The organism is Actinomadura monticuli (genome assembly GCF_041463655.1).
Lineage (GTDB): Bacteria > Actinomycetota > Actinomycetes > Streptosporangiales > Streptosporangiaceae > Spirillospora > Spirillospora monticuli.
In genome coordinates this window covers 56,344-78,010 of sequence record NZ_JAXCEI010000007.1, presented here as the reverse complement: position 1 = coordinate 78,010, position 21,667 = coordinate 56,344, and the positions used below count along the sequence as shown (strand labels likewise).

Annotated in this window: 23 protein-coding genes; 4 read left to right on the top strand and 19 right to left on the bottom strand. The window is 73.5% G+C overall.

The window, feature by feature from the left end:
* Positions 1–50 precede the first annotated feature (50 nt).
* The 3 genes from SM611_RS17265 to SM611_RS17255 are packed head-to-tail and all read right to left on the bottom strand — an operon-like array spanning position 51 to position 1,495.
* Complete coding sequence (locus SM611_RS17265; protein ID WP_371950582.1) at positions 51–635, bottom strand: DNA-3-methyladenine glycosylase I; 585 nt, start codon at positions 633–635, stop codon at positions 51–53.
* Positions 636–650: 15 nt separating this feature from the next.
* Positions 651–1,079: an SRPBCC family protein gene (locus tag SM611_RS17260; protein ID WP_371950581.1), complete on the bottom strand. Its 429-nt coding sequence runs from the start codon at positions 1,077–1,079 to the stop codon at positions 651–653.
* Positions 1,076–1,495 (bottom strand): hypothetical protein, encoded by a 420-nt coding sequence (locus SM611_RS17255; RefSeq protein WP_371950580.1) that lies wholly within the window; start codon positions 1,493–1,495, stop codon positions 1,076–1,078. Before SM611_RS17255 ends, SM611_RS17260 begins: the two co-directional genes overlap by 4 nt.
* A gap of 75 nt (positions 1,496–1,570) precedes the next feature.
* On the opposite strand from SM611_RS17255, the gene SM611_RS17250 reads away from it, so the two are divergent.
* A complete protein-coding gene (locus SM611_RS17250; RefSeq protein WP_371950579.1) occupies positions 1,571–1,888 on the top strand; it encodes a hypothetical protein in 318 nt (105 codons plus the stop codon).
* Here the strand turns inward: SM611_RS17250 and SM611_RS17245 are convergent.
* The 6 genes from SM611_RS17245 to SM611_RS17220 form a co-directional block, all read right to left on the bottom strand.
* On the bottom strand, positions 1,885–3,201 hold the full coding sequence (locus SM611_RS17245) for an alkaline phosphatase PhoX (protein ID WP_371950578.1): 1,317 nt from the start codon (positions 3,199–3,201) through the stop codon (positions 1,885–1,887). The two genes, SM611_RS17250 and SM611_RS17245, sit on opposite strands and share 4 nt — an antisense overlap.
* 105 nt (positions 3,202–3,306) lie before the next feature.
* Positions 3,307–4,800, bottom strand: coding sequence for a CoA-acylating methylmalonate-semialdehyde dehydrogenase (locus SM611_RS17240; protein WP_371950577.1), 1,494 nt, complete (start codon positions 4,798–4,800; stop codon positions 3,307–3,309).
* Positions 4,801–4,811: 11 nt separating this feature from the next.
* On the bottom strand, positions 4,812–6,668 hold the full coding sequence (gene iolD / locus SM611_RS17235; RefSeq protein ID WP_371950576.1) for a 3D-(3,5/4)-trihydroxycyclohexane-1,2-dione acylhydrolase (decyclizing): 1,857 nt from the start codon (positions 6,666–6,668) through the stop codon (positions 4,812–4,814).
* Complete coding sequence (locus tag SM611_RS17230) at positions 6,665–7,570, bottom strand: Cgl0159 family (beta/alpha)8-fold protein (RefSeq protein WP_371950575.1); 906 nt, start codon at positions 7,568–7,570, stop codon at positions 6,665–6,667. Before SM611_RS17230 ends, iolD begins: the two co-directional genes overlap by 4 nt.
* On the bottom strand, positions 7,567–8,511 hold the full coding sequence (iolC, locus tag SM611_RS17225) for a 5-dehydro-2-deoxygluconokinase (RefSeq protein ID WP_371950574.1): 945 nt from the start codon (positions 8,509–8,511) through the stop codon (positions 7,567–7,569). Before iolC ends, SM611_RS17230 begins: the two co-directional genes overlap by 4 nt.
* Complete coding sequence (locus tag SM611_RS17220; protein WP_371950573.1) at positions 8,508–9,389, bottom strand: TIM barrel protein; 882 nt, start codon at positions 9,387–9,389, stop codon at positions 8,508–8,510. The genes iolC and SM611_RS17220 overlap by 4 nt, the downstream gene beginning before the upstream one ends.
* A gap of 166 nt (positions 9,390–9,555) precedes the next feature.
* On the opposite strand from SM611_RS17220, the gene SM611_RS17215 reads away from it, so the two are divergent.
* From SM611_RS17215 to SM611_RS17205, 3 genes are all read left to right on the top strand, one after another.
* On the top strand, positions 9,556–10,293 hold the full coding sequence (locus SM611_RS17215) for a GntR family transcriptional regulator (protein ID WP_371950572.1): 738 nt from the start codon (positions 9,556–9,558) through the stop codon (positions 10,291–10,293).
* Between the two features lie 124 nt (positions 10,294–10,417).
* A complete protein-coding gene (locus SM611_RS17210) occupies positions 10,418–11,764 on the top strand; it encodes a phytase (RefSeq protein ID WP_371950571.1) in 1,347 nt (448 codons plus the stop codon).
* A gap of 76 nt (positions 11,765–11,840) precedes the next feature.
* Positions 11,841–12,767 carry a LacI family DNA-binding transcriptional regulator gene (locus SM611_RS17205; RefSeq protein WP_371950570.1) on the top strand — a complete coding sequence of 309 codons (927 nt, stop codon included), beginning with the start codon at positions 11,841–11,843 and terminating at the stop codon, positions 12,765–12,767.
* A gap of 36 nt (positions 12,768–12,803) precedes the next feature.
* Here the strand turns inward: SM611_RS17205 and SM611_RS17200 are convergent, their stop codons facing one another.
* The 10 genes from SM611_RS17200 to SM611_RS17155 form a co-directional block, all read right to left on the bottom strand.
* Positions 12,804–12,941 (bottom strand): MBL fold metallo-hydrolase, encoded by a 138-nt coding sequence (locus tag SM611_RS17200; protein WP_371950569.1) that lies wholly within the window; start codon positions 12,939–12,941, stop codon positions 12,804–12,806.
* The gene (locus SM611_RS17195) at positions 12,938–13,756 is read right to left on the bottom strand and encodes a Cof-type HAD-IIB family hydrolase (RefSeq protein WP_371950568.1); all 819 of its coding nucleotides are present in this window, start codon (positions 13,754–13,756) and stop codon (positions 12,938–12,940) included. Before SM611_RS17195 ends, SM611_RS17200 begins: the two co-directional genes overlap by 4 nt.
* Entirely contained in the window at positions 13,753–14,571 is an 819-nt protein-coding gene (locus SM611_RS17190) for an inositol monophosphatase family protein (RefSeq protein WP_371950567.1), read from the bottom strand. The genes SM611_RS17195 and SM611_RS17190 overlap by 4 nt, the downstream gene beginning before the upstream one ends.
* A 190-nt stretch (positions 14,572–14,761) precedes the next feature.
* A complete protein-coding gene (locus SM611_RS17185) occupies positions 14,762–15,541 on the bottom strand; it encodes an HAD family hydrolase (protein WP_371950566.1) in 780 nt (259 codons plus the stop codon).
* On the bottom strand, positions 15,538–16,668 hold the full coding sequence (locus tag SM611_RS17180; RefSeq protein WP_371950565.1) for an ABC transporter ATP-binding protein: 1,131 nt from the start codon (positions 16,666–16,668) through the stop codon (positions 15,538–15,540). Before SM611_RS17180 ends, SM611_RS17185 begins: the two co-directional genes overlap by 4 nt.
* A gap of 3 nt (positions 16,669–16,671) precedes the next feature.
* Positions 16,672–18,495, bottom strand: coding sequence for an ABC transporter permease (locus tag SM611_RS17175; RefSeq protein WP_371950564.1), 1,824 nt, complete (start codon positions 18,493–18,495; stop codon positions 16,672–16,674).
* Positions 18,496–18,558: 63 nt separating this feature from the next.
* Positions 18,559–19,752, bottom strand: coding sequence for an ABC transporter substrate-binding protein (locus SM611_RS17170; RefSeq protein WP_371950563.1), 1,194 nt, complete (start codon positions 19,750–19,752; stop codon positions 18,559–18,561).
* Between the two features lie 88 nt (positions 19,753–19,840).
* The gene (locus tag SM611_RS17165) at positions 19,841–20,500 is read right to left on the bottom strand and encodes a DUF47 domain-containing protein (RefSeq protein ID WP_371950562.1); all 660 of its coding nucleotides are present in this window, start codon (positions 20,498–20,500) and stop codon (positions 19,841–19,843) included.
* On the bottom strand, positions 20,497–21,477 hold the full coding sequence (locus SM611_RS17160; protein WP_371950561.1) for an inorganic phosphate transporter: 981 nt from the start codon (positions 21,475–21,477) through the stop codon (positions 20,497–20,499). The genes SM611_RS17165 and SM611_RS17160 overlap by 4 nt, the downstream gene beginning before the upstream one ends.
* Positions 21,474–21,650 carry a hypothetical protein gene (locus tag SM611_RS17155; RefSeq protein WP_371950560.1) on the bottom strand — a complete coding sequence of 59 codons (177 nt, stop codon included), beginning with the start codon at positions 21,648–21,650 and terminating at the stop codon, positions 21,474–21,476. Before SM611_RS17155 ends, SM611_RS17160 begins: the two co-directional genes overlap by 4 nt.
* Positions 21,651–21,667: the final 17 nt, after the last annotated feature.

The following is a 21,667-nucleotide window of genomic DNA, read 5'->3' as shown; positions in this document are numbered from 1 at the left end:
AGTCGGATGCGATGCGGCGATCGCCGCAGGGCCCGTTGAAGAAAGGCGCTCTAGCGCCTGCCGCCGAGGGCGCCGCAACGAAACGCGCAGCCGGTCAGGTGGTCGTTCACGAGTCCGCACGCCTGCATGAGGGCGTAGGCCGTGGTGGGGCCGACGAAGCGGAAGCCGTGCTTCTTCAGCTCTTTGGAGAGGGCCTTGGAGGCGTCGGTGGAGGCGGGGACGTCGGCCATGTCGGTGTAGGCCGGGGAGTCGGGGTCGGCGTAGCGCCAGGCGGTCGCGGCGAGGCCGCCGGGGAGGTCGAGGGCGGCGCGGGCGTTACCGATCGCCGCCTCGATCTTCGCCCGGTTCCGGACGATGGAGGCGTCGCCCATCAGGCGCTCCACGTCATCGGGGCCGAACGCGGCGACCTTCTCCGGGTCGAAGCCGTGGAAGGCGGCGCGGAAGTTCTCCCGCTTGCGGAGGATCGTCAGCCAGGAGAGCCCCGACTGGAACGCCTCCAGGCACAGCTTCTCGTAGAGCCCGAGGTCGTCGCGGACGGGACGGCCCCACTCGTCGTCGTGGTAGGCGATGTAGTCGGGCGCCGAAAGCCCCCATGGGCAGCGCGCCAGCCCGTCATCGCCGAGGATCGCGGTCACTCTCCCCGTTCTACCTCACGCCTCCGACAAAGCGGCGAGTCGGCGGAGGCCGAGGGTCAGGAACGCCTTCACGACCGGGCCGGCGACCAGCCATCCGGCGCGGCCCAGCGGGCCGAGGGGCAGGTCGATGCGCTCCGCCCAGACGACGCGGCTGCCCCGCCCCTCGGGGACGACCTTGAACCACGCCTCGCCGCGCACCAGGCGGCCGGTGTGGCGGACGGCGACGCGCCGCCCCTCCCGCCAGTCGGTGATGATCATGGTGTCGAGGAAGCCGACGGGGCCGACGCCCGTCCAGGCGCGCAGCTCGTCGCCCACCTTGTCGCCGCCCTCGGCGCTGGTGAACGGCATCCACTCGGCGTGGCGGGGCCAGTCGGTCAGGACGTCGAAGACGCGCTGTGCCGGGGCGCCGGACACGGCCTCCGCGTGGACGGCGACTTGGCTCACCGGTGGTCCTCCTTCGCGCCGGATTCGTCCTCCTTGGGGACGGTCTCCTTGCGGAGCGGGACGCCGTCGCCGGGCTCCTCCAGGCCGTGCAGGGCACCGATGGGCGGTTCGTCGACGCGCCTCCGGAGGTCGTGCAGCTGCCGTTCCAGGTCGGCCACGCGGGCGTCGCGCTCCTGCAGGGCCGTGGTCAGGCGGTGGACGGCCTCGTCCGTCACCTGCATCTGATACCCCCAGATCGTGGCCGGGAACCGGAGGCGGGAACCGTCCGCGCCCAGGATGGGGCGGCCCTCGGCGTCCAGTTGGAGGGGCGGATAGTCCGGATGGGCCTCGGCCAGCTCCCCGCCCCTGCCCATGGCGAGGACGACGACGGCGCCCAGCACGGCCACGCCGGCCAGGACGAGCACCACGACCACCATCAACGCTCCGATCTTCTGCCCGTGTCCCTACGGGAAGGACGATCCCCGGACTCCGATCGTGCCACGCTTGGCGGCATGGGGATGCAAGAGCGGAAGGTCCTTCCACCGGACGCGCCGGTTCCGGACGGCGCCGTCGACGCGGGCACGGCGCCCCCGGCGAGCCGCGTGGAACGGCTCGCCGCCTCCGGGGACGCCGTGCTCGTCACGCTGGAGACGGACGCGCGGGACCCCGATCCGGGGCTCCTCGCCGCAGCGTCCGTCTACGCGTGGCTCGGCGCGGTGTACTTCCGGGTGCCGGAGTCCCAGGCGGACGGCATGGGCCAGGTGCTCGACATGGTGGCCTCCATCCAGGGCACCCGGCCCCCCACCGTCGCCCGCCGGGGCCTGGCCTAGCCCCGCAGCCGGTGCCAGGGGCCCGTGATCGCGAACGTCGCGCCCGGGTCCGACTGGCGGTTGGCGAACAGGACGCGGCCGTCCGGGGAGAACGTCACGCCGGTGAACTCGCTGCCGTTGAGGGCGTTGCGCGCCATCGCGAACGGCTTGTTCTCGCGGGTGGTGCCGACGAGGTACTGCTCGCCGTCGCCGTCCTCGGCCAGGATCACGCCGCCGCCGTACGGGGAGACGGTGATGTTGTCGGGGCCGTCGAACCGGCCGCCTGGCTTGAAGATCAGCTGGAGCTCGATCTCGTTGCGGCGCGGGTCGTAGGTCCAGACCTGCCCGGCGTGGTCGGCGGCGGCGCCGTCGCCGGTGTCGGAGAAGCTGCAGACGAAGTACGCCTTGCCGTGCCCCCACCAGCAGCCTTCGAGCTTCTGGCTCCGGGTGATCGTGTCGAACTGCTTGCGGACGGACGTCTGCTTCGCCGACGGGTCCGGGACGTCCAGCCACTCGACGCGCAGCCGGGTGCCGGGCTCGGTGACGAGCGAGAGGTCCGGGACGCCCCGGACGTTCATCGCCTCCAGTTGCCCGCCCCGCATGTAGGCGTGGTAGCCGCCGTGGTGGGCGCGGGGCCGGAACCGGTAGAACAGCCCGAACGGCCTGGCCGCGTCCTCGGTGAGGTAGGCGGTGAGGGTGTGCGGGTCGACGGCGACGGCCTCGTGCGCGAAGCGGCCGAGGCCCGTCAGGGGGACGGGCTCGGTGCGCCGGCCGTCCGGGTCGACCTCGAACACCCAGCCGTGGCTCTTGGTCTGGCCGCCGACGCCCTCGGTCTCCTCGCAGGTCAGCCAGGTGCCCCAGGGGGTGCGGCCGCCGGCGCAGTTGACGGCCGTCCCGGCGAGGCTGACGTACTGCGACAGCAGGTTGCCGCGGCTGTCGACCTCCAGGGTGGTGGTGCCGCCGTTCACGGCGGGGTCGTAGGTCAGTTCGGCGGGCGCCACGGCGCGGGTGCCGTTCGTGCCCTGCTCGTGGTTACGGACGAGCCGGGTCCGGCCGTGCCTGCTGCCGGGGAAGGTGGCCATCCCGTCGTGGTGTCCGGGGACGACGACGCCGTCGGAGATGGGGTCGCCCTCCACCGACAGCTGCTTGTAGTGGAAGCCCTTGGGCAGGTCCAGGACGCCCTTGGGGTCGGGGTTGAGCGGGCCGTAGCCGTAGGCCTCTCCGGCGTCGGCGCCCGCCGACGTCTGGAAGATTCCGTCCAGGCTTCCGGCGAGGGCGATGGACAGCGCGCCTGCGGCGCCGCCCTTGACGACTCCGCGACGGGTCACGGACATGGGCACTCCTTCACGTGAGGGGATCACGCAGGAGGCTGGCCGCCGTCCCTGAACCGCCGGTGAACGATCACCGGCCGTTCGGCGAAGCCCCAGGGCACTCTTGGGTCAGCGCGCCGTGGGGAACGCCATCGAGGGTGCCTCGGCGCCCGCCCCGGCCGCCCCGGCGGGCTCGGGCCAGCGGGACGTCACGGCCTTCGCCCGGGTGTAGAACCGGACGCCCTCGGCCCCGTGGACGTGGGTGTCGCCGAACAGCGACGCCTTCCAGCCGCCGAACGAGTAGAACGCCATCGGCACCGGGACCGGGACGTTCACCCCGATCATCCCGACGTGCACGGACCGCTGGAACCGCCGCGCCGCCGCGCCGGACGCGGTGAAGATCGCCGTTCCGTTGCCGTAGGGGTTGGCGTTGACCAGCGCGATCGCCTCATCGAGCGTCTCGGCGCGCAGCACCACCAGGACGGGCCCGAAGATCTCCTCCCGGTAGGCGGGCATGCCGGTGGTGACGCCGTCGAGGAGGCAGGGGCCGAGGAAGAAGCCGGGGCCGGGCCGGCCGCGGCCGTCCACGACGAGCTTGGCGCCGGCGCGCGCCGCGTCCTCGACGTGCCCGCCGACGCGCTCCCGTGCCGCCGCGCTGATCAACGGCCCCATCTCGCTGGACGGGTCGGCGCCAGGCCCGACGGTGATCGCGCGGGCCCGGGCGGCGAGCCGGTCGAGCAGCGGATCGGCGGCGCCGCCGACGGCGACGGCCACCGAGATAGCCATGCAGCGCTGCCCCGCCGACCCGTAGGCGGCCGCGGTGATCTGGTCGGCGGCCAGGTCGAGGTCGGCGTCGGGCAGCACCACGGCGTGGTTCTTGGCGCCACCGAGGGCCTGCACCCGCTTGCCGGCGGTGCTCGCCGCCTCGTGCACGTGCCGTGCGACGGGCGTGGACCCGACGAACGACACCGCCGCCACGTCCGGGTGGGTGATCAGCGCGGCGGCGGTCTCGGCGTCGCCGTGCAGGACGTTGAACACGCCGTCGGGCAGGCCCGCCTCGGCGTACAGGTCGGCGACCAGGTTCGAGGCGGACGGGACGCGCTCGCTCGGCTTCAGCACGAACGCGTTGCCGCACGCGATGGCGATCGGGTGCATCCACAGCGGCACCATCACCGGGAAGTTGAACGGGACGATCCCGGCGCACACGCCGAGCGGCTCCCGGAACGAGAACGCGTCCACGCCGGACGACACCTGGTCGGAGTACTCCCCCTTGAGCATCTGCGGGATGCCGCAGGCGAACTCGACGACCTCCCGGCCGCGGACGATTTCACCGCGCGCGTCGTCCAGGATTTTGCCGTGCTCGGCGGTGATCAGCCGGGCCAGTTCGTCCTCGTGCCGTTCCAGCAGGTCGCGGAGGGCGAACATGATACGGGCCCGGCGGGTCAGCGAGACCTCGCGCCAGGACGCGAAGGCCCGCGCGGCGGCGCCGGCGGCGGCGTCCACCTCGGCCCGGCGGCCGAGGACGACCTCGGCGGTCTGCTGCCCGGTCGCCGGGTCGTGGACGGGCGCCGCGGCGCTCCCGCCGGCCGGGACGCCGCCGATCCGGTGCTGAATCGAACGCATGAAGAGTCCTTTCACAGGTAGCGGCGCTGGGTCTTCTTGTCGTCGTCGTAGCGGGCGCGGGCCCGTGCGGCCGGCTCCAGCGCGGACACCTCCGCGACCGGCACGTCCCACCACGCCTCGCCGTCCGGCGCGGGTGCGAGCGGGTCGGTCTCGACATGCACGACGGTGGTGCGCGGGGACGCGATCGCCGTGCGCAGCGCGTCCCGGAGGCCGTCGGCGCCGTCGGCGCGGAGCACGTCCGCGCCGAGGCTGGCGGCGTTCGCGGCCAGGTCGACGGGGAGGGGGTCGCCGTCGAGGCCGGTGTCGGTCCGGGCGCGGTAGCGGGTGCCGAACCGCTCCGCGCCCACGCTCTCGGACAGGTTCCCGATCGAGGCGTAGCCGTGGTTCTGGACGAGGACGACGATCAGCTTGACGCCCTCGGCGACGGCGGTGGCCAGTTCCTGGGCCATCATCAGGTACGACCCGTCGCCGACGAGGACGAACACCTCGCGGTCGGGGGCCGCCATCTTCACGCCGAGGCCGCCGGCGATCTCGTAGCCCATGCAGGAGTAGCCGTACTCGACGTGGTAGCCCTTGGGGTCGCGCGTCCGCCACAGCTTGTGCAGGTCGCCGGGCATGGACCCGGCCGCGCACACGACCACGTCCCGGGGCCCGGACTCCGCGTTGACGACCCCGATGACCTCGGCCTGCGCGGGTAGCCCCGCGCGCCGCTCCCCGAACGCGCCGTCCACGACGGCGTTCCACCGCGCGGCCAGTTCCCGTGCCTTCGTCCGGTGGGCGTCCGGGACGCGGTGGCCGCCGAGGGACGCGTCGAGAGCCTTGATCGCCTCCCGGGCGTCGGCGACGACGGTCGTCCCTGCCAGCTTCACGGCGTCGGAGCGAGCGACGTTGATGTTGACGAAGCGCACGCCGGGGTCCGCGAACAGGCTGTGGGACGCGGTGGTGAAGTCGCTGTAGCGCGTGCCTATGCCCAGCACCACGTCGGCCTCGCGAGCAAGGGCGTTCGCGGCCGTGGTACCCGTCACCCCGATGGCGCCGACCGAGCACTCGTGATCCCACGGCAGCGTGCCCTTCCCCGCCTGCGTCTCGGCGACCGGGGCGCCGGTGCGCTCGGCGAAGGCGCGCAGCTCGCCGGTGGCGCGGGAGTAGATGACACCGCCGCCTGCCACGATCAGCGGGCGTTCGGCCGCCCGGAGCAGTGCGGCGGCCTCCTCCAGGGCGGCGGGTTCGGGGACGGGGCGCGGGACGCGCCAGACGCGGCGGGCGAACAGCTCGTCCGGCCAGTCGTACCCCTCGGCCTGTACGTCCTGCGGCAGGGCCAGGGTGACGGCGCCGGTCTCGGCCGGGTCGGTGAGGACGCGCATCGCCGCCAGCAGCGCGCTCGGGAGCTGCTCCGGACGGTTGACGCGGTCCCAGTACTTCGACACCGGCTTGAAGCAGTCGTTCACCGACACGTCGTAGGACCTGGCGTCCTCCAGCTCCTGCAAGACGGGGTTGGCGGGACGCGTGGCGAAGATGTCGCCCGGCAGCAGCAGCACCGGCAGCCGGTTGACGGTCGCCAGCGCCGCGCCCGTCACCATGTTGGTCGCACCCGGCCCGATGGACGTCGTGCACGCCAACGTGGACAGCCTGTCGTGCATCCGCGCGTAACCGGACGCGGCATGCACCATCGCCTGCTCGTTGCGCGCCATGTAGTACGGGAAGTCGCCGGCGTGCTCCAGCAGCGCCTGCCCGAGCCCGGCGACGTTGCCGTGCCCGAAGATCCCGAAGCATCCGGCGAAGAACCGCAGCTCCTCGCCGTCCCGTTCGCTGTACTGCGCCGACAGGAAGCGCACGACCGCCTGGGCGACCGTCAGTCTCGTGCTCACATGACCTCCACTGCAGCGTCCACGGCTCCGGCCACATCGCCGTCCGCAGGGTAGAGAAGGGAGCGGCCGACGACCAGGCCCCGGACGGTCGGCAGCCGCATCGCGCGGCGCCAGCCGTCGCGGGCGGCGCGCGGGTCGCCGGCGACCTCGCCGCCGAGGAGCAGGGCGGGCAGGGTCGTGGCGGCCATGACGCGCTCCATGTCCGGGACGACCGGCACCTTCAGCCAGGTGCGCGCGGAGGTCGTGCCGAGGCCGGACGCGATCGCGATCGCGCGGATCATCGCCTCCGGGGTGAGGTCGTTGCGGACGCGGCCGTCCACCCGGCGCGCGATGAACGGCTCGACCATCGCCATCAGCCCGTGCCCGGCGAGGGCGGACACCGCGCGGGCGCAGCCCTCCAGGGTGCGCGGGGTGGCCGGGTCGTCGTCGTCGACGCGCAGCAGCACCTTGCCGCCGTCGAACCGGGACGCGGCGATGGCGTCGGCGCTGTAGGCGGTGAACCGGTCGTCGATCTCGAAGGACGTCCCGGCGAGACCGCCCCGGTTCATCGAGCCGACCACGACCTTGTCGGCCAGGGCGCCGAGGAGGAGCAGGTCCTCGGCGACGTCGGGGGTGGCCAGCACTCCGTCCACGCCGGGACGCTCCAGGGCCGTGCACAGCCGGTCGAGCAGCTCGCCGCGGTCGGCCATGGCGAGCGGGTCGCCGCCGGCGGCGAGCGCGCCGCGCGCCGGATGGTCGGCGGCGATCAGCATGAGCCGGCCGGTGGCGCCGAGCAGCGCCGGGCGCCGGGGGCGGACCGCGGCGGCCTCGGCGACGGCCTCGGGACGGACGGCGCGCGTCTCCGCGAGCGCCGCGATCCGGTCGGCCCGCGACCCGGCTGGGGTCTGGGTGTCGAGGGTCACGGGGCCACCGCCGGCTCCGCGGCCTCGGCGGTGGTGGGCATGGCGTCCGAGCAGGCCAGCCTGGACGCGACGATCGCGCCGGCCCGGTTGGCGAACCCGATCACGCGCGGGAGGTCCCACCCGGCGAGCAGCCCGTGGCAGAGGGCGCCGCCGAACGCGTCGCCCGCGCCGAGGCCGTTGACCACCTCGACCGGCACGGACGGCGCGTCCACCGTCTCGCCCTCGGCCGTGACCGCGAGAACGCCCTCCGGGCCGCGCTTGACGACGGCGAGGCGGACGCCCCGGTCGAGCAGCGCGCGGGCGGCCCGCACCGGGTCGTCCTCGCCTACGGCGACCTCGCATTCGGCGAGGTTGCCGACCGCGACGGTGGCGTGTTCGAGCGCCTCGCCCACCCAGCGGCGCGCCTCCGCCGGGGACGCCCAGAACATGGGCCGGTAGTCCAGGTCGAGGACGGTGAGGTCCGTGCGGCGGCGGAGGCCCAGGGCGCTGAGCGTGGCCGTCCGGGACGGTTCGGCGCACAGCCCGGTCAGGGTCGTCCACAGAACGCCGGCGGCCTCGATCGCGGGGCGGTCCAGCTCGTCCGCCCGGATCTCCAGATCGGGTGCTTTCGGGAAGCGGTAGAAGTACAGCGGGAAGTCGTCGGGCGGGAACAGCTCGCAGAACGTGACGGGCGTCGGGAGGCCGGGGACGTCGGCGACGAAGCGGGCGTCGACCCCGTATCCGGCGAGTGCGCGGCGGACGAAGCGGCCGAACGGATCGGCGCCGGTGCGGGTGATCACGGCGGCGCGGCGGCCGTGCCGGGCGGCGGCGACCGCGACGTTGGTGGCGCTGCCGCCGAGGAACCGCGCGAACGTCTCGACCTCGTCCAGCCGGGCGCCGGTCTGGAGCGGGTAGAGGTCGACGCCGACGCGGCCCATGGTGAGGACGTCGAATCCGGTCATGCGGCGATCCCGGCGAGGAAGTCGACGCAGGCGCGCACGTCGGCGACGGGTCCGGCGCCGGGCGCGGGCTCCGCGTCGATGATCATGTCCTGCTCCAGGACGTACCAGCCGTCGTAGCCGGCGCGTTCGAGGGAGCCGACGATTCCGGCGATGTCGATGTCGCCCGCGCCGAGCGGGCGGTAGATGCCGGCGCGGACGGCGTCGGTGTAGTGCGTCGCGCCCGCCTGGACGGCGCCGACGAGGTCGGCGTCGACGTCCTTCAGGTGGACGTGCGCGATCCGGCCGGGGGCGCGTGCGGCGAGGTCGCCGGGGTCGGTGCCGCCGATCAGGAGGTGGCCGGTGTCCAGGCAGAGCGGGATGCCCGACCCGTCGAGGACGCGCCGCACCTCGTCGGACCGTTCCACCATCGTCCCGACGTGCGGGTGCAGCACCGCCCGGACGCCGGTCTCGGCCACGGCCGCGGCGATCCGGTCGAGGTTGCCGAGCAAGGCCGCCCAGCCGTCCGCGTCGAGTGCCGGGCGCTCGTCGTAGCCGTCCAGGCCGGTCACCGCGGCCAGCACCAGCGTGAGGCGCTCTCTGGAGCGTTCCACATCAAACCCGGACAGAACGCGCCGGACGTCGGGCAGCGGGTCGCGGGCGGGCTCGTGCAGCACCACGGGCGCGAACCCGCCGACCGGGCGGAGCCCGTACTCGGCCAGCAGCGCGGCGCGCTCGGCGGCCCCGGTCGGCAGGAAGCCGTCCGGCCCGAACTCCGCGGCGGCCAGCCCGAGGTCGCGCATCTCCGCCAGCACCCGCGCGGGCGCCAGCTGGTACCCCCAGCCGGGCACCTCGCACACCCCCCATGAGATCGGGGCTCCCGCGACGCGATCTTTGATCATCGGCTCACCATCTTCCAGCGGACGTGCCTGCGCCGGCCGTGCCACCGGCCCCGCCGAGTCTGCTGAAGGCCAGGAGGGAATGTCAATAGTTTGTTAGGACATTATGAGGTAATAAGTTAAATACACGAATGGGGGTACGATCGTCCCGCACGAGAGGAGACGATGGGTGTACCGACCGCGCGTGACCGTGGACCGCAGCAGCCCCGTGCCGCTGTACTACCAGCTCGCCCGGCAGCTCGAGGCGGCGATCCGGGCCGGCGAGCTGTCCCCGGGCACCCGGCTGGAGAACGAGGTCGAGCTGGCCGACCGCTGCGGGCTGTCCCGCCCCACCGTCCGGCAGGCGATCCAGCACCTGGTCGACCGCGGGCTACTGGTCCGCAAGCGCGGCGTCGGCACTCAGGTGGTGCGTTCGGAGATCCGCCGCTCGATCGAACTGACCAGCCTGCACGACGACCTGGCGGCGGCCGGCCGCGAGCCGCGCACCCGGGTGCTGGAGCTCGGCCTCGTCCCGGCCGAGGACGAGGTGGCCAAGCAGCTCGGCGTACCGCCCCGCACCGAGGTCACCCGGATGCGCCGGATCCGCTGCACCGGCGACGAGCCGCTCGCCCTGCTCACCAACTACCTGCCGCGCGACCTGATCGCGGTGACCGAGGCCGACCTCGGCGAGCACGGCCTGTACGAACTGCTCCGCGCGACCGGCGTCAACCTGCGCATCGCGAACCAGACCATCGGCGCGCGCGGCGCGACGGCGGCCGAGGCCCGGCTGCTGGACGAGCGGCGCGGCGTCCCGCTGCTGACCATGAACCGCACGGCCTACGACGACAAGGGAATCGCGATCGAGTACGGCTGCCACGTGTACCGCGCGGACCGCTACTCGTTCGCGCTCACCCTGGTCGAACGGTAGTCGCGGGGCGGCGGCCCACCGAATGCCGGGGTGAGACTTCTTGATCGATTAGAGCGCTCTATTGAATTAGAGCGCTCTAACGCTTACGGTGCAGGCGTCCGCACCACGCATCAGGAGGAACCCGATGCACCTGAGACCCACCCCCAAGGGCGTCCGGCTGGCAGCCGCCGCCACCACCGCGGTGCTCGCCGCCGCCGTGCTGCCGGCCGCCCCGGCAGCCGCCGAGGGCGACGAGCTCGCCCAGGTCCGCGCGGCCCTGGAGACTCCGCCGAACTACGACGACGAGGCGGGCGGCAACGCCAACGCCGACGACCCCGCGATCTGGAGCCATCCGAGCGACCGCGCCGGCGACCTCATCGTCGCGACCCTCAAGGAGGGCGGCCTCGTCGTGTACGACTCCGCCGGACGGGAGATGCAGCGGATCGCCGCGCCCACCCCGCCCCGCCCCGGCGACGAGCCCGGCCGGTTCAACAACGTCGACCTGATCTACGGCTTCCAGCTCGGCGGCCGCAAGGCCGACCTGGCGGTCGTCTCCGACCGCGGCCGCGACACCGTCCGCACCTACGCGATCGACCCGCGGGCGGCCGTCCGCCACCAGGCGCCGCTGACCGACGTCACCGACCCGTCGGCGCCGTTCGTCTTCTCCTCCTCCCTCGACGAGGTCAACGACCAGGCCACGGCCTACGGGCTCGCGTCCTGGAGCGACTCGCACGGCGGAGGCTACGTCGCGCTCAGCCGCCGGCACACCTCCCGGCTCGGCCTCGTCCGCCTCCAGGTCACCGCCACCGGCAAGATCGGCTACCGGCACGTCCGCGACCTGGAGCTGCCCACCTCGTTCCCGGTGCCCGGCGGCACCTGGACGCCCTGCGAGGACCCGGGCGAGGGCCCGCAGGTCGAGGGCATGGTCGCCGACCCCGAGCATGAGGTGCTGTACGCGGCGCAGGAGGACGTCGGCATCTGGCGCATCCCGCTGGACGGCGCGCCGCAGCTCATCGACAAGGTCAAGGAGTATGGCGTTCCCGCCGCCTACAACCCCGAGACCGAGGAGTGCGACCCGAGCGGACCCGACCCCGGCGTGGGCGGGCGGCACATCACCGCCGACGCCGAGGGCCTGTCCCTCTACAAGCAGGACGACGGCGAGGGCTACCTGATCGCCTCCAGCCAGGGCGACAACACCTTCGTCGTCTACGACCGCGAGGACCCGGACGACTACATCGGCCGGTTCCGCGTCGCCCCCGGCACGACCGTGGACGGCTCCGAGGTCTGCGACGGCGCGATGGTGACCAGCGCCCCCGTCGGCGGCTTCGAGAACGGCCTGCTCGTCGTGCACGACGGCGTCAACACCCCCGACGCCGTGGACGGCGACGGCGAGGTCCGCGAGAACACGAACTTCAAGTTCGTGGCCTGGGAGGATGTCGCCGAGCCGCTCGACCTGGACGTCACGCCCGGCGACTGGGACCCGCGAGACTAGGACGCCCGCGTACCGACGCGGGCCGCCGCCATGGTTCCGCCATGGCGGCGGCCCGCCGCACCTCTGGAGACCACGCATGGCCCACCCGACCCTGGAGGACGTCGCGGCACGCGCCGGGGTGTCGCGCGCGCTGGTGTCGCTGGTGATGCGCGGCTCCCCCAAGGTCCGCCCGGAACGCCGCGAGGCGGTGCTCCGGGCGGCCGCGGAGCTCGGCTACCGGCCCAACATGATGGCGCGGGGGCTCGCCGCCGGGCGGACGGGCATCGTGGGCGCCCTCCTGGCCGATCTGCACGACCCGGTGTACGCCGCCGTCCACGACGGCCTCGCCGACGAGGCCGCCGGCGACGTCCGGCTCCTGGTCGCCACCGGCCGCGGTCGGCCCGCCCGGGAACTGGCGGCCCTGGACCATCTCCTCGACCTGCGGCCGGACGGCGTCGTCCTGGCAGGCCCGAGGATCGCCGCCGCCGAGATCGAACGCGCCGCCGCAGGCTGCGCCGTCACCGTGATCGGGCGCGCCCTGCGCTCCCCGCGCGTCGACTGCGTGACGGGCGACGACAGGGCGGCGGTGGACGGCGCGATCGCCCACCTGAGCTCCCTCGGCCACCACCGCATAGCCTGCCTGGACGTGGGCGCCCGGCCCTCTCCCCTCCGCCGTGCCTGCCCGCCGGGCACGGTCGTCACCGACCCGGACGCCCTGTGGAGCGAGCCCGTCCCGCCGACCGCCGTCCTCGCCCTCGGCGACGCCACCGGCACCACCACGCTCACGGCCCTGCTGCGCGCCGGGAAGCGCGTCCCCGAGGACGTGTCGCTGGTCGTCCACGGCAGCCCGCCGACGGCCCGGGCCGCGCAGGTGACGACGAGCGCCGTCCCGCCCGCCGACCTGGGCCGCCTGGCGATGGCGACTCTCCTGGCCCGGATCAAGGACGGCGCGCCGGCACGGGCGCGCCGCCGTACCGTCCCACCGCGCCTGGACGAACGCGCGACCACCGCCCCGCCGGGCTGACCCTCCCCATCCGCGCCCCGCGCCCCGCGTCGGCGCCTAGCGCTGCAGCGGGCCGAGGGCGCCGGCGCCGATGTCCAGCAGGAGCCGGAAGCCGTCGTGCTCCAGGAGGTGGCAGGAGCACGCGGCGTCCGGCCCCGGGACGGATCCCGCGCAGCCGACGACGGTCAGGATCACGGCAGGACGCGGGCGACCAGGTCGGCGACGGCCCCCTCGGCGCACGGGGCCACCACGACGTCGGCGGCGGCCCGCACCGTTTCGGCGCCGTCGCCCACGGCGGCGCCGAGGCCGGCGGCCTGGATCATGTCGAGGTCGTTCGGGTTGTCGCCGATCGCCGCGATGTCGGCCAGCGCCACGCCGCGCGCGGCGGCCAGTTCGCGCAGCGCGGCGCCCTTGGTCGCGCCCACCGGGAGGGCCTCCAGGTAGGTGCTCTCCGAGCGGACGAGGGTGACGCCCTCGACGTTCGCCGACACCGTCTCCTCGGCGGGGTCCATGCGGTCGGGGCGGTCACAGATCATCATGACCTTGACGATGTCGTCGAGCGGAAGGTCGCCCCAGGCGCCGATACGGGTGAGGGTAATGCCGTCCCTGTGGGCGTACTGCCGCAAGGCAGGGGAATCGGAGACCACGTGGGCTCGCCCGCCGCTGAAGGCGACGGGCCATACTCCGTCGGGCAGCGAGCCGAAGAGCATCGTGAGCTTCGCCCACGCGGCGACGGCCAGGCAGCGGCGGTGCAGGACGGCGCCGGTGCTCAGGTCGACCACGCGGGCGCCGTTGTAGAGGATCGCGGGGGTGGTGAGGCCGAGCGTCCGGTAGTACGGCAGGGCGGCCGTCTCACTGCGACCGGTGGCGATGACGACGGTGCCGCCCGCGTCCATGAAGCGGCGCAGCGCCGCCAGGCTCGACTCGACGATCCGCCTGTCGCGGGCGACGAGGGTGCCGTCCAGGTCGGTGACGATCCAGTCGACCGTGCGGATGCCGGTGGCGCTCATGCTCCGGTCACCTCGAGCATGACGGACGCGTCGAGGTCGAACCCGCCGACGCAGGCCAGGTAGCCGGGCGCCATGTGGTCGGGGGCGCCGGGCTCCCCTCCGAGCGGCAGGTACGTCCCGCCGGCCTCCCGCACGAGCAGCAGCGCCGCGGTGACGTCCCACGCGTTGATGGACGGGTCGAACGCGACGTCGGTCCAGCCGGCGGCGACGTGCGCGAGCGTGAGCGCGGCGCTGCCGGGACGGCGCAGCGTGGCGAACGCGTCGACCATCAGCCCGAAGCGGCGCAGCGCCCCGTCGTGGTCGTCGCGCAGCTCCCGCGCGCTCGGGTAGGACGTGGCGACGACGGCGGTCGCGTCCCGGGCGGCGCCCCGGCTCTCGATCCGCTCGCCGTTGCAGGTCGCGCCGCCGAGGGACGCGGTGAACATCTCGTCCCGCACCGGGTCGTACACCGCGCCCGCGACGACCTCGCCGCCGGCGACGGCGCCGATGGACACGCAGAAGAACGGCAGGCCGACGGCGAAGTTGGCGGTGCCGTCGATGGGGTCCACGTACCAGCGGATGTCACCGTCCTCGCCCTGGGCGCCGCCCTCCTCGCCGACGACGACGCTGCCCGGGGTCTCCTTGGCGAGCACCTCGCGGATGGTCTCCTCCGCCGCGCGGTCGTGCTCGGTGACGGGGTCGTGCATGTCGCGCTTGGTGTCGACCGCTGGACGAGACCGGAACGCCGTCCGCAGCCGGTCCCCCGTGGCCCGGGCGGCGAGCTCGGCGATCCCGGCCAGGTCCCGCGAAGCGGGCACATCGACGTTCTGCGGCACTTTGGCCTCCTGGTTTTGTCGGTTCGGGTTCTGTCGGTGGTGGTCGGTAGGTTGCGCGTGTCCCGGTATTGACCGCGGCGCGCGCCGCGTTCCCCGGTACGCATCGCCGCCCTGCGTGGCGTAAGGCCGGGGTGCATGAGGGGTTCCGGGTCGTCGGGGTGCGGGGCTCGCCTTGCAGCGGGGGAGGACGTCAAGCGTCTCCTTCTGTGGCGTTCGTGAGCAGTTCGAGCAGGCCGTGGCCGTCGTCGACGATCGCGTCCGGGCGCGACCGGACCTCGTACGGGACGTCGTAGGTGCCCTTGGCGACCATGAGGATGTTGCCGCCGACGCCGGCGCGGTGCCCGCAGACGACGTCGCGGTCGAAGTTGTCGCCGGCGTACCAGGCGACCGCCGGCTCGATGCCGAGGGCCCGGGTCGCGATCCAGATCATCTCCGGGTTGGGTTTGCGCACGCCGACCTCGTCGCTGTAGACCTCGAAGGCCAGCTTGCCGTCCAAGCCCGTCGCGGCGGTGAAGTCCCGGTGGACGGCGCCCGACAGCGAGTTGCTGACGACCGCGCAGGGGATGCCGAGGCCGTCGGCGGCGTCGAGCAGCTCGGGGATGCCGGGGCGGATGCGGCGTTCCTGCCGCAGCTCCCCCATCCGCTTGCACAGCGGGGTCGCGTGCGCGATGACGAGCTGCCGGGCGGACGCGGGCCAGTCGGCGGCCACGTAGTCGCCCCAGAACGCGGCGTGCGTCATCTCGGGCGGCGCGTACGGGCGGGACATGGCGTCCTTCCAGCACCGGTCCGCCGCGACGCCCGCCTTGATGTCGGTCTCGACGGCCGCGACGTCGAGGGCATGGCATCCGGCGCGGATGAGGGACGCGTGGACCTCCTTCGCGAGCGCCGCCGACCAGCCCGGACGGCGGGACGTCTCGACGAGCACACCGCCGAAGTCGAGCAGGAGCGCGCGCGGCTTGGGCAGGGTCATGAGGCCGCCTTCGCGACGGGCGCGACGGCGTCGTCCCAGGCGTCCATCCTCGAACCGTCCGCGGCGAACAGGTGCAGCCGCTTCGGCCGCGCCCAGCAGGTGAGGCGGTCGCCCGGCCCGGCCTCGGGGTCCTCGTGGGTGACGGCGAACAGCTCGGTGTCGAGGACGCGGAGCTGCACGGTCCAGCTCGCGCCGGTCGGCAGGACGGTCTCGACGACGGCCTCGTCCGACCAGGCGGTGTCCGGCACGTCATCGGCCGTGCGGGCCAGTTTCAGCGCCTCCGTCCGGACGCCGACGCAGCCCGGCGTCCCCACGGAGCGCTTCTCCACATAGCGGAGCAGCGACCCGGCGAGCCCTTCCGGCTCTTCGGAAATCGGCACGATGTTCATCGGCGGGCTGCCCACGAACTCGGCGACGAACCGGTTGCCCGGCCGCTCGTACATCTCCATCGGCGGCGCCACCTGCTGCAACTCCCCCTCCGACATGACGGCGATGTGCGTGGCCATCGTCATGGCCTCCATCTGATCATGCGTGACGAACACGACGGTCGCACCGGTCTCGTCGTGGATGCGCTTCAACTCGGTGCGCATCTCCAGGCGCAGCCGCGCGTCCAGGTTCGACAGCGGCTCGTCCAGCAGCAGGACGCCGGGGTCGACGGCGAGCATGCGGGCGAGCGCGACGCGCTGCTGCTGACCGCCCGACAGCTGCGACGGGTAGCGGTCCATGCAGTCGGCGACGTGCACCTTCTCCAGCGCCTCCTTGGCGCGGGCCTTGCGCTTGTCGGCCGGGACCTTGCGCATCCGCAGCCCGAACTCGGTGTTCCCGCGGACGGTGAGGTGCGGCCAGAGCGCGTAGTTCTGGAACACCAGCCCCATGTCGCGCTTCTCCGGCGGGACGTAGACGCCGCGCTCCACCGCGTCCAGGACCCGGTCGCCGACGGCGATCTCACCGCGGGTGGGCTGCTCCAGCCCGGCGATCATGCGCAGGGTGGTGGTCTTGCCGCAGCCGGACGGGCCGAGCAGGCAGGTGAACGAGCCGTCCGGGATGGTGAGGTCGAGGTCCCTCACCGCCGGTCGGGTGCCGCCGGGATAGGTCTTGACCACTCCGCTGAGGGTGATGGCCGGCATGGGTCAACCTCCGATGCCCGAGGCCAGGCTGCTCTTGGTGAGCCGCTGGGCCAGGTAGGTCATGGTGAAAGAGAGCAGGGCGATGACGAGCACGACCCCGTTGGCGAGCTGGGTGTAGCCGTACTCGACGAGCCCGATGGACAGGGTGGTCAGCAGCTGGGTGCCGGCGGTGGTCAGCATGATGACGATGCTGAGCTCCTTCAGCCCCGAGATGAACGGCAGCACCACTCCGGTGACGAGCGCGCCCCGCTGGATCGGGATGATGATCCGCGTCATCCGGGTCGCCCAGCGGGCCCCGCTGATCTGCGCGGCCTCCTCCGGTTCCCGGCCGAGCTGCATCATCGCCGAGATCCCCGACCGCGACGAGTACGGCAGGTGCGTCACCACCATCACGAGGACGAGCAGCGTGATCGTCCCGTACAGCGCCGGGACCGGGCCGCGCCGGACGGCGAAAAGCGACAGGCAGGCGGCGGCGAACGCGATGCCCGGCACCAGGTACGGCAGGAACGACACCTGCCGCAGGAACGTGGAGACCCGGCTCCCGGCGCCGCGCACCACCACGTAGCCGATCAGCAGCCCGAGGAAACCGCACACCAGCGCGGCGACCCCGACGATCCGGAGGCTGTTCCAGGCCGCCTCCCACAGCTCGGAGCCGCGCAGCACGCCGTGCGGAAACCCGACGGCGCCCTCGATCTTCGCGCCGAACCAGTACTTGAGCGTGAAGTTGTCGGCGCTGAACACGCCCGGCGTCTTGGTGACGGTCGACAGCAGCAGCGTCAGCACGGGGACGATGACGCTCGCGGCGAACACCGCCATGCCGAGCCCGAACGCGGGCCAGCGCCAGCGGCGCAGGTCACTGCGGCGGTCCATGGCGCCCTTGCCGCCGACCGTGACGAACCTGCGCTGCTCCCGGACGAGCCGGGTGTCAATGATCACGACGAGCACGCCGATCAGCACGATGACGCCCGCCAGCGTCGAGGCGACACCGGTGCTGCGGTCGCGGATGGCGTGGTAGAGGCCGGTGGACAGTACGTTGTAGTCGCTCGGCAGCCCGAGGATGTAGGGGGTGCCGAACGTGCCGAGGACGCGGCCGAGGACGAGCAGCACCGCCGATGACAGCGCGGGCAGCATCAGCGGCAGCGTGATGCGGCGGACGACCGTCCGGCCGCCGGCGCCGAGGATGCGGGCCGAGTCCTCCAGCTGCGAGTCGATGCGGCGCAGCGCGTTGCCGAACAGCAGCAGCACGAACGGGTAGTAGTGCAGCCCGAGCGTGACGATGATCGGTAGGGGCCCGTAGGCGAGCCAGTCGGGGGTGTGGATCCCGGCGCCCTGCAGGTAGCCGATCTGCCCGCCGGAACGCTCGTTCTTGAACAGCGACAGCCACGCGAGCGCGAACGTCCAGGAGGGCAGCATGTACGGGACGACCAGCGCGCCGGCGAGGAACTTGCGTCCCGGCACGTTGGTACGGGTCACGAGCCACGCCATCGACCCGCCGACGACGAGCGCGAACGCGATGACGCCGACCGCGACCGTGACGGTGTGCAGCAGCGGCTCCCAGAACAGCAGCCTGCTGACGGGCGAGCGGAACACCCGCCACAGGTAGTACCCCGTCCACGAGCCGGACTCCTGGCCGGAGCGGGCCTCGTCGCCGTACTGGACCCGGGCGGCGTCCGAGACGACGGACACGAGCGGGGCGATGACGAGGTAGAGCAGGACGGCGCTCAACGCGAGGCCGAGCAGCACGGTGGGGTCACGCAGGAGCACGCGTGCCCGGTACAGCACGCGCCGGCCGCGTGACGCCGGCCGTGCGGGGGCGGCGACCGCCATGGGGGGTTCCTCCGGGGGGTGGAGCCCGGCGGGCCGCCACCGCGGCCCGCCGGGAGACGGTGGTCAGGAGTGGTTGACGCGCCAGAAGTCCTTGATGTCCTGGCGGGCGCGGAAGTCGGCGGTCAGCTGCGCCGAGGAGAACCAGTACAGCTGGGTGTTCCAGTCGGTGAGGCCGGGCGGGTTGTGCGGGCTCACCCCGACCGCGTCGTTGCCGGACACGCCGCCCGAGTGGGCTTCAAGGTCGAAGCCCTCCTTCTCCATGGCGAAGTGGACGAACAGCTTGGCGGCGTTCGGGTGCTTGGAGCCGGTCGCGATCGTGGCGAACTTCGGGTAGGCGAAGCCGGTCCACGGGGCCAGGCCCTCGCAGACCTTCATGTTGAACTTCTTGTCCTCCAGGTCGCGGAACTTGGCGATGGAGAACAGCCCGATGGTGGTGCGGGTCTGGTTGGGGGCGCCGACGGCGGTCGCGACGTCCTCGTCCTCGCTGGTGAGGACCGGGTCGTTCTTCGCGAGTCGCTTCACCCACTCGTGGGCGGGATCCTTCTCGCTCGTCTCCAGCCTGCCCTTGCCGAGCTGCTCGTAGGCGGCGGCGAGCTTGTCCGAGCCCTGCTCCGACATCTGCGTGAACCACTGGGTGAAGACCTCCTTGCCCAGCGGGTCCTGCATCATCACCTTGCCCTTCCACTTGGGGTCGGTGAGCTCCCACATGTTCTTCACGGGGCAGCCGCCGGGGTTGAGCTTGGGGTTGTAGGCGAACACGTACGCCTTGGAGAGCATCATGAGCGGGTTCCGGTTCTTCTCGTCGATGTCCGTGGCGAGGTCCGGCGGGATCCAGGTCTTGACGATCTTCTGCGGGAGGAGCTGGCCGACCAGCATCGGGCCGTCCTCGAACAGGCTGACGTCGATGGTGACGTTCTTGGCCTGCGCCTCCCGGGTCATCTTCTCGGCGGTGGCGGCGGCCTTGGACTTCACGCCCTCGGCCCTGATCCCGTACTTCTTCTCGAACGCCGCCGCCATGTCCTTGACGTCGCCGCTGCCGTCGTAGGCGAGGAGGCTGCCCTCCTTCTTCGCGGCGGCGATCAGCGCGTTCAGGTCGAACGACGCGGCGTCCTCGACGGTGGCGGTCGGCAGCGGCTCGCCCGCCGCCTGCTGCCCGCCGCTGGACGGCGCGCACGCGCTCAGCGCGGCCGTGGCGAGCACGGCGAGCATGGCGGCGCCGGCTCGGGCCGCGCGGCCGCTCGGGATGGTGCGGATCATGGTCGTCTCCTTGCTGCGCCCGCAGGCCCCCGACCTGCGACTGGATGGGGTGGGTGGGGGTGGGGGTGGGGGTGGGTGGGGGGGACGGTCAGTGACTGCGTTTGAGCATCGCGTCCGAGAGGGCGTCGGCCGCCTCGCCGAGCCGCCGCCCCACCGCGTCGAGCCGGTCGAGCAGCTCCCGGCTGCGCAGGACGTCGAGGTCGAGCGGCCCGGCGAACAGCTGCGCGAGCGCGGCCTGCCGGTTCTCCCGGACGCGGTTGCCCGCCTTGCGCGCGCCCAGCGCCGCGATGGTGACCGCGGCGGGCTCGGCGAGGACCTTCCGGACGGCGGTGTCGAGGGCGGTCAGCCCCTCCAGCACCGCGTCGAGCGGCGGGACGGCGAAACCGAGTCCGGGCGGCCCGAACAGGTCGGTCTCGCGGACGAAGTCGCGGAGGTTGTCCAGGACGTCGTCGACGGAGCGGGAGAGCCGGTAGAGGTCCTCCCGGTCGATGGGGGTGGCGAGGACGCTGCGCAGCATCGCGGCGAGCGCGGCCCGCTCGGCGTCGCCGGCGTGCTCGATCTCGGTCATCCGGGCGCGGGCGGCGCCCGGCGGGACCCGCCCGGCGGCCATCTCCCGCGCCAGCTCGGCGCCGTCGCGGACGGCACGGACCTGCCGGGCGACCTGCCCGATCACCCGGTCGCCGGATCGGCCGCGCAGGTCGTCCCAGGCGAGCCGGAACCTCCGGACGGGCCGCGCGGGCGCCCTCACAGCGCCCTCATCGCGAGGCCGCCGAGTGCGCCGGCGGCGAACGCGAGCGGGAGGGTGAGCACCCAGGCCGCGCCGACGCCGAGGACGTTCGGCCAGCGCACCCGCGCGGCGCCCTCGCTGGCGGCGACGCCCACGACCCCGGCGGTGACCGACTGCGTCATGCTGACCGGCGCGCCCGCCATCGCGCTGGCCGCGACGGACGCGGCCGCCGCCGCCTCGGTGGAGACGACGTGCAGCGGCCGGGCCAGCACGAGCCCGCGGCCGAGCCGCTCCCCCACCCGGTGGACGGCGCTGAGCGCGCCGGCGCAGAACACGACGGCGATCGCGATGAGCACCACCGGGGTGGGCTGGACGGGCCCGATCGCGCCGAGTTGCCGCATGGAGACGACGTGCCGCGCGACGCTGACGACGGCGAGCATCTTCTGCCCGTCGTTGGCGGCGTAGGCGGCGCACTGGGCGCCGTAGGCGAGGACGTGCGCGGCCCGCACGGCGCCGGCCATCCGGGTGAAGGACGGGACGCGCCGGGCGGCGAGCCCGAGCCCGTAGCCGACGGACGCCCCGACGAGCGGCGCCGCCGCGCCGACGGTCAGCACGAGGGCGAGCCCGCGCCAGGACACGTCGAGGCCCGTGCCGAGCCCGGCGCCGCCGATGCCGCCGACGATCGCGAGTGTCAGGCTGGTCGGCAGGCCCCGCCGGGACAGGCCGGCGACGACGGCGAGCGCGACGGTCACGCCGAGCAGGAAGGCGAGCGCGCCGCGCCGGTCGCCGAGGTCGGTGAGCCCCTCGGTGAACGTCCGCGCGACCGCGACGGTGAGCTGCGGGACGAGTACCAGCGGCATGAGCGCCAGCGCCATCAGCAGGAGCCCGGGCGAGCGGGGGTAGCGCCCGCTCAGGCCGAGCAGGGCGGCGCCGTCGTTGACCCCGGTGACCCAGACGAAGGCCAGCGCGACCGCGCCGAACGCCACCGCCCAGATCATCGCAGCTCCGCAGGTTGGACCCGGCGGCCCTCGCGCAGCGGCGCCGTGGCGGCCTCGGCGACGAGGAACGCCTCCGCCTCGTCCACGGTGCGGGGGCTCGGAGCGTTGCCCGCGGCCATCTCTAGGAACGTTCCAATCTCGATCCGCCCCGCGCCCGACAGTCCGACCAGCATGGCGCCTCCCCTGACCC